Below are 10504 nucleotides of genomic sequence, written 5' to 3' on the forward strand. Positions count from 1 at the left end.
ATTAGTCCATTTATTTATTTTATTTACTTTGATATCAAAACATCCTTGTTTTAAATTATTAATTATTCTATTTATATAATCATCTTTATGTTGAATTTGTGTTAGTTTATCTATAGTGTTTTTTCTCCAATTTTCATTATGTACTAGTATAATATGCTTATTTTTTAATCCTTTTGCAAAACCATATTCATATAAAACATTACTATTATTGGTGCTACAATCAACTATAATAATATCTGCTTTCTCTATATTTTCAAATATCTTTTCTATTATATTATCATCTTTTTTTCATTCATAATCTCCATTAGATTAAAGTTATGGAGTTTATTTATACCTTGAATTCTATGAATTGATTTTTCTATAGAATCTTTATATTGATTAATATATATTTCATTATATTCCATAGCAACAAAAATATGTTTTACTCTTTCTAGTGTTTTTATATATGAATTAAAACTTTCATATAAATCGGCAAAATTTTTAAAATTATCTAAATTGTAATTAAATTTTTTTATCCATTTATTGAACAATTTAAGTTGTTTATTAAAAATTTCTAATCTATCATATTTATATTTAAGATAACATATGGCACCTAATAGACTACATTTAATGTTATTATCATGTTTATATTCGCAGTATTTATATATGGCATCTTTTATAATATTTACAATGCTTTGATCAAATTTTTGATTCAATATTTCATTGATTACAGAGATTAAAATCTGTTTTTCTTCTTCATTTAAATCTCTCCATGCTTCTTGTGTGTTTTTTAGGGTATTTAATAATTGATCAGATTCTATAAATTCTTTTAATACATTAGCGTCTGCTTTTGTAACTAAGTCAAAAATTTTATTTGAGGTAACTGGTAGTGCCTTTGAATTTAATAAATAAAAATATAGATGCTCTTGAGAATATTTTTCGTTCTTAGGAACAAATAAAATACAAAAAGAAATCATTCGATTTTCACCTTCTTCTGCTATTAATGACAATGCTTCTATTCTATGATTTCCATCTAACCTATATAATTTTTTATCTTTTTCTATATCAAATTTAAAAACTGCAAAACCAAAAGTTCTCATAGTTGCAGCTGTTTCCATTGAATTTATTTGTTTTAAATCTTTTATAGTATAATCCAAGCATTCTAGCTCATCTAAATTTTTACTTACATCATATGAATATAATAAAGTTACTTCAGGAAAGTATATGTCACTTTTAGAAGACTTATTTACATAACTTACGATTTTATTTCTATGATTTTCGTCAATATCTCTTTGAAATTCTTCATTGGTTTTTGATATTTGAGCAATTGTTTTTATATCGGTAAAACCTCTAAAAACTTCTATTCCATTTTTAGCTACAAGAGGTTTTATTTTTTTATATTTTTCTGTATTATCAGAACGAAAATTTTTAGTTTTTGCAAATTCTATTAAATCTTTTGGCACCTCCTTTACTTCTTCACAAACTCCAAGGATTTCTCTAATTCCATATAGCTTAATCATATTAATTCCTTTTTATTTTATTATAATCTTTTCTACCTCTAGATATAAGTCTTGTTCAAGTTTTTTAGCTTTTTGTTTATTTTCTTCTATTTTTTCATATTTTTGCTCTAGCTCTTCAATTATTTTATTTTGGATTTCAATTGGTGGAAGTGGTATTTTTAAATATTGATAAGAGCTTAAATAATAGCGTCTATGAGCTTTACTTATATCTATTTTAATAATTTTTAAGACTTCATATAAAAATTTTATATTTATTTTAGTATTATCTCTAATCTTTAGTATTTTTAAAGCATCAGACTTTACTTTAAAATTAAAATCCACAAATTGAATTGCTGTTGTAAAATCATCAAATATAATTACAGGTGGATTGTTAAATATGCCAAAATCTTCATCCGTATATCCTAATATAAAAGTTTTACCAGCTGTAAGAACAGGAGTGGTAAAATTATCACTATAATTTGTACTTGATACTATATATTTTTTAGGCAGTTCGTAATCTAATATGTTCTTTAACTCGATTAATGGATAATTACTTTTACTTAGATCAATTTTATCACTACCTTGGTTATGTGTAATGTCCCATCTACTTAAATTTTTAAAAGATACAGTAAAGATTTTTTCCTTTGCTGTTTCTTTTGGTTTTTTAAGCCCAAGTGCTATATATACATATGCTTCAATATCTTTTTTGTTTTTTTCTTCTTCAAGTTGTAATTCTTTAATTTTATTTTTAATAGTTTGAAGTTTTGTGACTATTTCTTTTTGAATTTCTAATGGTGGTAATGGAATTTGCAAATCTTTTATAAATTTATAATTTGATTCCGTTTTTATTCCTTTAATTTTTTTTGTTACTACATAATTTTGAAATTCTTTATGTTGTAATATTATTATTAAATATTCTTTCATTGTCATTGTATCGTTGATTATATATGGCTGATAGTGTGTTGAAGCATAAACTTTATCTTTGTTTGCTATAGCTATTGCACCTTGGTGAAAATTTATATTTGATACCAATAAATCATTTTTATAAACTGCATACATATCCATTTTTGTTTTGGGTTCTTTTCTATATTCTATAGTTGAAGAATTAAAAGGTATTTTTGCTACTATAGGCGTAAAACCATCGTAATTATTCGGAGTAATTTTTTCTTTTCTTGGAAATAAAATTTTTCCCAATAATTCAAGCTTGAAATTAGTTTTTATTGCATGATTTCCTAAAAAATAGCCAACATCCCATCTTGATAAATCTTTAAAATCAACAATTTTTGTTTTACTCATTTTTTACCCCAAACTACACTATTGTTTTTTAAAAATTCTTTAAAGTATGTATTTATACCTTTTTCTATTATTTTTTCTTTTCCTGTGTTTTCATCTTTTTCTATAATGTCCATTAATTCATTTTTAACACCTTCTCCAGTTTCGCCTGTGCTAGTAATTCCAACTGCCTCAGCTTCTGCCATAAAAATAGGATAATCAAAATCATTTTTTGCTTTTTGATACGCTTCTTCTATAATTTGATTTTCTAAATCTTTTAAATCTTTTTTAGCTTGTTTTTTATCATCATTTGTATATAAAGGTGTTTTTTCACATTTGGTTTTACGATAATTTATAATTTCATTAAGCTTATCTATAACTGCTCCATGTTTTAATTTTAATTTTTCTGTGTGTTCAGGGATTAAATTATTCCACTTTTGCTGCGAAACTTCATCAAATTTTTGAATAAATAAAATTGAGCATTTAACACTGGCTTTAGAGCTTAAAAATGTTTCTACTGGTAGCGATATAACAGCTCTTAAAAAGGCTCTTCCTTCTACAAATTTTCTTACATATTCAGCATTTGGCGTATTAAACACCCCCTCAGGTAAAACAATGCCTAATCTTCCATTTGGTTTAAGTAAATCTATACACCTATTTATAAATAAATGTTCTGTTTTATCACTTTTTAGATTTTCTTTGAGTTTAAACAATGAAGCTATTGGCTTTCCAATATTATCTATAATTTTAAGCTGAGTGTTTTTATATCTTTCTTCCCCATATAAATCGTAGTATTGTTTTATATACTCTTCATAACCTTCTTTTGCTATCAATTCTCCTTGCTCTGTTTTAGTAAGCCAAGTATCACTTTCTTGAATCACATCACTTTCTTCTACTTGTGAGCCAAAAGGTGGATTTGTAAGGATGATGTCAAATTGATTTTCAAATACTCCATTTATATTTAAAAGCCCATTGTGATGATGTATGCCGCCGTGACCATCACCGTGCATTATCATATTCATTTTAGATGTTCTAGCCATTCTATCGTTTGCATCTACTCCATATATACAAAAATTTGAAAGCTTATATATACGAGAATCTTTATTGTCTAAACTTAACTCTTTTTTCAGCTCTTCAAATTTTTCTGTAAGCTTACTTGCTTCTTCGCTTGTTGGATTTTCTAGGTCTTTAATATTGTCTTTTTTCCATGCTTCATATTGATTTTTTATATCTTTTTGTATAATTTCTCTAACCTTGCTAAATATCCTAATTAAAAATCCGCCACTACCACTAGCAGGATCACAAGAGATTTCACCTTCTTTAGGGTCTATCATATCTACCATAAACTCAACTACACTTCTAGGTGTAAAAAATTGACCTATTTCACCACGAAAAGTTCTTCCTAAAAACTTTTCAAATGCTATGCCTTTTACATCTGCCGAGGTTAAAGATAAATTATATCTTTCTAGTTCTTCTATAATTTTTAATATAGTATGTTCTTTTAAATTAATCTTTTCATCTTTTTTAAAAATTTTATCTTTTGCAAATTCTTTCTTAGCACCATCAAAATAATTTTCAATAGGATTTGCATTATACTTTCTAGCTTCTTTAATGTATTCTTGATTAAACTTTTTATTTTGTCCTTTTAAAAGCATTCTTTCAACATAAACTTTCATAAATAAAATTTTAGCTATTTCATCAAATGCAGCTGCTGGATCTAGTTTTTCTATATTTCTTATAATATTGTGGCATTTATGAAGCATATTTGCAAATTCATCTTCTTTAAAAACTAATAAATCTTTATAAAGCTGTTCTATTGTTTTTTCATCAGCTCCATTTGATGGTATATTTGATATCTCTTGTCTATATCCTGGCACTTTGTCTTTTAAAATTCTCCAAAATCTAGTTTCGTAATTATTATGAGTAACAAAAAATTTAGCATCTAATATTCTTGCGTAACTTTCGCCTTGATCATAATCTTTTTCATTTATGTGAATATAATCTGCCTTACACTCAACAATAATTAATGGAGTATTGTTGTTTTGTTTTTCTTCTATACTTTTCCATATAACTATATCAGCCCTTACGCTTCCCTTGCCTTCTTTTGTCGATAACTCTTCATCTAATTGTTCTATTTTATATTTATATTCATTTACTAATCTACATACAAATTCTTGTCTAACTTTTTCTTCTGGAGTTGCAACTAAGTATTTTTTTCTAATATGAGAATATATTTTACCTTCTTTGTTATATTGAACTTCTAAAATATCCATATAAATCCTTTAAATAAAAACTATCATTAATATAAAATATATTTTATATAAATATGCGAAATAAATTATAAAACAAACACATTTTAATAAAGTTAATTTATTTAAACCTATGAGTTATTTAATCTTATTTTTAATCTTTGAAATAGTATAACACAAACATCCTTGCTCTTATTTTATCATTTTTAGCTAAAATATCTCAAAATAAAAAGGACGAAAATGACTCCACAAATTAAAATAAATAGACCAAATTTACAAGAAGTACAAAATTATCTTAAATTAAATGAGCACTATGATTTACAAGAAAAAGCATTAAAAAAATTATTTACAAAAACTTATCCAAAAAATAATGATATAGATGATATTTTGATAAAAGCATCATCATTAAATGATTTTTACAGCACTAATATTTTTTCAATTTTTCCAGTTGCTAAACATATAAAAAATTTAAAAATTGATGAAGGTTTAGAAAATGGGGATTTAACTTTAGTTAGTAAAATAGCAAATATTAAAATAAATGGAGTAAATAAAAATTTTTATTCTTTTGCTAGTAAATATTGCTCGCATCATAAACCTTTAATTTTCCCTATATATGATTATTATGTAGACAAACTAATAACATATTTTCAAAAAAAAGATAATTTTTATGACTCTGAGTTTAATTTGAAAAATTATGAGATATTTTGTAATATTATAAATGAATTTATTACTTATTATAAACTAAATAATTTTAACATAAAAGAAATTGATAAATATTTATGGCAATTAGGCAAAGTTGCATTTCCAAGAAATTATAAAAAACAAAATAATAAAGCGTAATATATTCAAGTTTTTATAGTAATTTTAAAAATTAAATAATTATACCATAAAAATCAAACCAAAAACCACAAAGGAGAGAAAATGGACTCAAAAATCTTTTTAGAAAATGGTCGTGTTAAGAGCAAAGGTTATGCTATGCTTAGTAAGGATTCTAAATTTACACCTTTTGAATTTACACGCCATAAAGTAGGCAAAAACGACATCTTAATCGCTATCAAGTACGCAGGAATTTGCCATAGCGACATACACACTGCAAGAAGCGAATGGGGCGAAGCAACCTATCCTTGCGTACCTGGCCATGAGATAGCAGGAGAAGTCATCGCAGTGGGTGAAAATGTGAGTAAATTTAAAGTAGGTGATTTTGCTGGGGTTGGGTGCATGGTAAACTCATGCGGAGAGTGCGAAGCATGCAAAAAATCTCAAGAGCAATTTTGCGAAAATGGAAAAACCATCTACACTTATAACTGCAAAGATGTATTTCATGATAATGAAAACACCTATGGAGGCTACTCAAATAACATCGTAGTAAGTGAAAAATTTGCTATCAATGTACCAAAAAATGCTCCACTTGAAAAGATAGCACCTTTACTTTGTGCGGGTATTACTACCTACTCACCGCTTAAATTTTCAAATATCAAAGAAGGTTCAAGCGTAGCTATAGCAGGATTTGGTGGACTTGGTATGATGGCAGTAAAATATGCTGTGAAAATGGGTGCAAAAGTAAGTGTTTTTGCAAGAAATGAAAACAAAAAAACACAAGCTCTAGCTATGGGTGTGAGTAATTTTTATACTAGTACAGATAAAAGTACAGTAAAAGAAAGATTTGACCTCATCATCTCCACCATACCAACCCCTTATGATCCGCTAGCTTATATGGATTTATTAAAATTTGGTGGTGAGATGGCTATAGTAGGATTACCTCCACATGAAGTAAGCCCTAGCATTAATATCATTCATTTTGTACATAAAGCAGGTAAAAAAGTATATGGCTCGCTTATTGGGGGCATTAAAGAAACTCAAGAAATGCTTGATTTTTCTTTAGAACATGGAATTTATCCTGAAATTGAACTCATCAAACCAAGCGAGATTGACAAAGCTTATGAAAACCTCACTTCAGGAAAAGCCAAATTCCGCTATGTAATCGATATGAGTGAGCAGGATTAATACTCATCAAAAATCACATCACTAGTGTCAAAACCTCTTTGTTTGGCTATTTCAAGCAAAGAGGTTATTTGCTCTTTTGCTAAAATCTCTCTTGATAAAATCCAAAGATATTTTTTATCAGGACTACCTACGATAGAAACTTGATAATTTGTATCAATGTAAACAATCTCATAATTTGGCTTGTTAAAAACATTCATAAAAATACTAAATTTAACCGCTAAAGATCTTGGTGATTTTACCCTAGCTTTGCCATTTGCTTGAGAGATTTCTCCATTTTCTTTAGTGCATATATTTTTGACTTTGATTATAGGCGTAGAGCCTTCATACTCTAGCTCATATTCTGCCTTAGCACTTTTGCAAGTTTTTTGAAAAAATGCAGGTTTTCTAGCCATTTCTAACCATGTGCCCATGTATTTTTCTAAATTTATACCATCTAATAATTCTATCATTTTTCTTCCTTTTGATTTGCCTCGCCCCAATCACACATCGCTTGTAAAATAGGAATTAAACTTTGACCTTTTTTAGCAAGACGGTATTCTACTTTTGGAGGGATTTGTGGGTATTCTTTACGCGTGATTAAATCATCATTTTCAAGCTCTCTTAAAGTATGTGTTAAAGTCTTAAAAGAAATATTACCAAGATATCTTTTAAGTTCATTATATCTTACTACTTCATAGCGAAATAAACAGTACAAAACGCTCATCTTATACTTTCCCGAAATCAAAGATAAAGTATAATTAAATCCGCATTCCGTAAAATCGCACTTTTCTTCCATATACTTTCCTTTTATATAGCATCATGCTTTTTTATATTATAATCCAAAATCATTTTTTATCAAAATGAAAACAAATTAAAAATGGTTTCGATGTATTTCATCACAAATCTTATCATTGCTGCTATTGTTGGTGGGGCATGCAGGGCTGCGCTTCATTTATGGAAAAAGAAAAAAGAAAAAGATAGTAGTGAAAAATAATATGTGAAGCAAAATGCTTCACATATATCTATACTAATTGTCTATCATTTTTATGATATTTTAAAATACCCTCTGCACAACGATAAGCCAAAGCTCCAACTGTATCAGTAGGATTATATCCGCTATTGTGCTGAAAATTTCCTGCACCCACAACAAAAAGATTATCCATATCCCAATGTTGCAAATAAGTATTAACAACACTTGTTCGAGGATCAGCACCCATAGTAGTTCCACCCGTATTATGTGTAGATTGATAAGGCACAATACTATAATCTTTTAAATAAGTTCCTTTTTTAATTGATCTCACTCCTTGCATTTTTTTAGCTACTTCAGCTGTTTTATCTGTTATAAATTTATGCAAAGCGCGATCTTGATCTGTAAAATTATAAGTAAGTCTTACGAGTGGCGTTCCAAAAGCATCTTTATAGGTTGGATCTAAACTCAAATAGTTACTTTTATGTGGTAAAGATGCGCCTTGCCCTCCCACTGTAATGGCTCTTGTAAAATTATAGTTTAAAGCTTTTTTAAATTCAGCTCCCCAACTTGGAGTTCCTTTTGGCAGAGGAGCTGATTGGATAGGGCGATTTCCAAGTTGCACACTATAAATCATAGCTCCGTGTAAAAACTTCTCTTTTGAGTGATCAAAATTATCCCCATTATAATCATCGCAAGTTGTACCCAAAGCACCTGAACCCATATATGTATTAAATTGCTCATCAAAAAATGCTGTTGTTCCCATATTGATTTGATAACAATAGTTTTTACCTAAAGTACCTTTGCCTGTATTTGGATCGTATTGCTCACCTATACCACTTACCATTAAAAGCTTAGCATTGTTAAACATATAGCTTGTAAGCACTACAATATCTGCTGGCTGAATATACTCTTTCATAGTTCTAGTATCTACAAACCTAACTCCTGTAGCTTTGCCATCTTTTTTTAGTATTTCTATAACATTACTATGAGTTCTTATAGTATATTTTCCTGTACTCATGGCTTTAGGTATGACAGTATTAATAGGACTAGCCTTAGCACCATACTCACAACCAAAACGCTCACAATAAGCACAATATTGACATGGGGCTAGATCTTGACCATCTGGATTAGTATAACCGCCTTTTGAATTAGCCGCAGGTAATCTAAATGGATGTAACTTCATTTCTTTTGCAGCTTTTTCGAAGCGTTTAAGCATTTTAGTATTTTCTAAAGGTTCTTGCGGATAAGGACTTGATCTAAACAAACCCATTTTTTCAGCAAGTGGGTTTTCTTCTCCACAAATTCCACAAGTTTTTTCAAACTTATCATAATAAGGTTCCATATCTTTATAGGTTAAACCCCAATCTTGCAAGGTATAATCATCACCTAATTTATTACCATATCTTTCAAAACTTTTTGTTTTAATCTCAAAATCATAAGGTAAAAATCTAAAGGTCCAACCATTCCAATGCACCCCTGCACCACCAACATTACTTCCAAGTAAAAAAGATCCCATTTTTCTATATGGTAAAGCTAAACCATTGACATTATGGCGAAAAGTTACTGTATCTTTTGAGCAATCTTGCATTAAACCATAGTTAATACCATATCTCCACTCATCGTGAATCATTGCAAAATTTTCCGTAGTTTGCATCATACCACGCTCTAAGCTCAAGACAGTCAATCCAGCTTTGGTAAGTTCTGCTGCAACTATACCACCTGTCCAACCAGCTCCTACTGTTACCACATCTACTTTTTTTAATACTTCTACCATAATTCATCCCTCCATATCAGCTAAGCTCATAGGCTCTATGTCAAAAAACTCATCACTTGCAATTTTATCAATATAACTCATTTGAGCACCAGGATATTGCATCATTCTCCATCCATTTTTATTATCATTACCACCATAAATTGGATCAGACAAAACTCCAGCTATTGTCATATCCCTTAAAAGAGTAAAAAATTCAGAAGATTTAAATCCTATGAAATCGATTTTATTTTTTTCTAAATCAACTAAAATTTTATCCTGCTCAACTCCTTTTAAAGATGAAAAAGTTTTTTTATAACGCTTTTGAGATATTATTTCCAAAGCTTTAACACCCTCTAAAAAAATCTCATTACGCTTCATTGGGGTTTGATAACCTTGCTCAGCAATTCCTTCTATAAATGGTCCTTGTAAGTATTCTCTATCATTATAACCATAAGCTGAAGCTAATTGATTATCAATAAAATAAGGTACGCCTAAGCCTATAGCACCATCACCTTGCTCATCTTTTGGATAAATTCTCTCACATGCTGCACTTAGATTATCAAAATCAGTCTGCACTTGAAAAAACATTTTTCCTCTTATTTTATTTGAACCTCCTTGTGTTTTCTTGTGCGCATGAGTTAATTCTGCAGCATGCAATATAGCTCCACCACTCATAGTGCTAGCAGCAACCACGCCGCCACCTAAAAGACTTAATTTAAAAAAATTTCTACGATCAATGACATTATCTTGCATATCTTCCTCCTTTTTATTGACAATATCAAATCATATCAATTCTATT

At 28.6% G+C, this 10504-nt stretch carries 9 protein-coding genes; 2 read left to right on the forward strand and 7 right to left on the reverse strand.

What is annotated here, in order from left to right:
- Positions 1 to 269: 269 nt before the first annotated feature.
- From L8X33_RS00470 to L8X33_RS00480, 3 genes are read right to left on the reverse strand one after another with little or no spacing between them, the layout of a single operon-like run.
- Entirely contained in the window at positions 270 to 1499 is a 1230-nt protein-coding gene (locus tag L8X33_RS00470) for a hypothetical protein (protein ID WP_263669702.1), read from the reverse strand.
- Between the two features lie 12 nt (positions 1500 to 1511).
- Positions 1512 to 2774 (reverse strand): restriction endonuclease subunit S, encoded by a 1263-nt coding sequence (locus L8X33_RS00475; RefSeq protein WP_263669703.1) that lies wholly within the window; start codon positions 2772 to 2774, stop codon positions 1512 to 1514.
- Positions 2771 to 5023, reverse strand: coding sequence for an N-6 DNA methylase (locus L8X33_RS00480; protein ID WP_263666277.1), 2253 nt, complete (start codon positions 5021 to 5023; stop codon positions 2771 to 2773). Before L8X33_RS00480 ends, L8X33_RS00475 begins: the two co-directional genes overlap by 4 nt.
- Positions 5024 to 5239: 216 nt before the next feature.
- Here L8X33_RS00480 and L8X33_RS00485 point away from each other — a divergent pair, with 216 nt between their 5' ends.
- Both L8X33_RS00485 and L8X33_RS00490 read left to right on the forward strand, forming a co-directional pair.
- Complete coding sequence (locus L8X33_RS00485; RefSeq protein WP_263666278.1) at positions 5240 to 5839, forward strand: hypothetical protein; 600 nt, start codon at positions 5240 to 5242, stop codon at positions 5837 to 5839.
- Positions 5840 to 5920: 81 nt separating this feature from the next.
- Positions 5921 to 7003, forward strand: coding sequence for an NAD(P)-dependent alcohol dehydrogenase (locus L8X33_RS00490; protein ID WP_263660545.1), 1083 nt, complete (start codon positions 5921 to 5923; stop codon positions 7001 to 7003).
- On the opposite strand, the gene L8X33_RS00495 is transcribed toward L8X33_RS00490, so the two are convergent.
- The 4 genes from L8X33_RS00495 to L8X33_RS00510 form a co-directional block, all read right to left on the reverse strand.
- The gene (locus tag L8X33_RS00495; protein ID WP_133319430.1) at positions 7000 to 7452 is read right to left on the reverse strand and encodes a lipocalin family protein; all 453 of its coding nucleotides are present in this window, start codon (positions 7450 to 7452) and stop codon (positions 7000 to 7002) included. The two genes, L8X33_RS00490 and L8X33_RS00495, sit on opposite strands and share 4 nt — an antisense overlap.
- A complete protein-coding gene (gene rrpA, locus L8X33_RS00500; RefSeq protein WP_087700365.1) occupies positions 7449 to 7778 on the reverse strand; it encodes a MarR family transcription factor RrpA in 330 nt (109 codons plus the stop codon). Before rrpA ends, L8X33_RS00495 begins: the two co-directional genes overlap by 4 nt.
- A gap of 226 nt (positions 7779 to 8004) precedes the next feature.
- Positions 8005 to 9726 carry a GMC family oxidoreductase gene (locus L8X33_RS00505; protein WP_263660546.1) on the reverse strand — a complete coding sequence of 574 codons (1722 nt, stop codon included), beginning with the start codon at positions 9724 to 9726 and terminating at the stop codon, positions 8005 to 8007.
- Between the two features lie 3 nt (positions 9727 to 9729).
- Positions 9730 to 10458 (reverse strand): gluconate 2-dehydrogenase subunit 3 family protein, encoded by a 729-nt coding sequence (locus L8X33_RS00510; RefSeq protein WP_133319432.1) that lies wholly within the window; start codon positions 10456 to 10458, stop codon positions 9730 to 9732.
- Between the last annotated feature and the right edge of the window lie 46 nt (positions 10459 to 10504).

Origin of the sequence: Campylobacter sp. CNRCH_2014_2849 (assembly GCF_025772845.1) — a bacterium.
GTDB classification, from domain to species: domain Bacteria; phylum Campylobacterota; class Campylobacteria; order Campylobacterales; family Campylobacteraceae; genus Campylobacter_D; species Campylobacter_D lari_D.

Bases quoted from the DNA above. Each gene is read 5' to 3' on its own strand.
- L8X33_RS00470 (WP_263669702.1), bottom strand. From the start codon at position 1,499: ATGATTAAGCTATATGGAATTAGAGAAATCCTTGGAGTTTGTGAAGAA.
- L8X33_RS00475 (WP_263669703.1), bottom strand. From the start codon at position 2,774: ATGAGTAAAACAAAAATTGTTGATTTTAAAGATTTATCAAGATGGGAT.
- L8X33_RS00480 (WP_263666277.1), bottom strand. From the start codon at position 5,023: ATGGATATTTTAGAAGTTCAATATAACAAAGAAGGTAAAATATATTCT.
- L8X33_RS00485 (WP_263666278.1), top strand. From the start codon at position 5,240: ATGACTCCACAAATTAAAATAAATAGACCAAATTTACAAGAAGTACAA.
- L8X33_RS00490 (WP_263660545.1), top strand. From the start codon at position 5,921: ATGGACTCAAAAATCTTTTTAGAAAATGGTCGTGTTAAGAGCAAAGGT.
- L8X33_RS00495 (WP_133319430.1), bottom strand. From the start codon at position 7,452: ATGATAGAATTATTAGATGGTATAAATTTAGAAAAATACATGGGCACA.
- rrpA (WP_087700365.1), bottom strand. From the start codon at position 7,778: ATGGAAGAAAAGTGCGATTTTACGGAATGCGGATTTAATTATACTTTA.
- L8X33_RS00505 (WP_263660546.1), bottom strand. From the start codon at position 9,726: ATGGTAGAAGTATTAAAAAAAGTAGATGTGGTAACAGTAGGAGCTGGT.
- L8X33_RS00510 (WP_133319432.1), bottom strand. From the start codon at position 10,458: ATGCAAGATAATGTCATTGATCGTAGAAATTTTTTTAAATTAAGTCTT.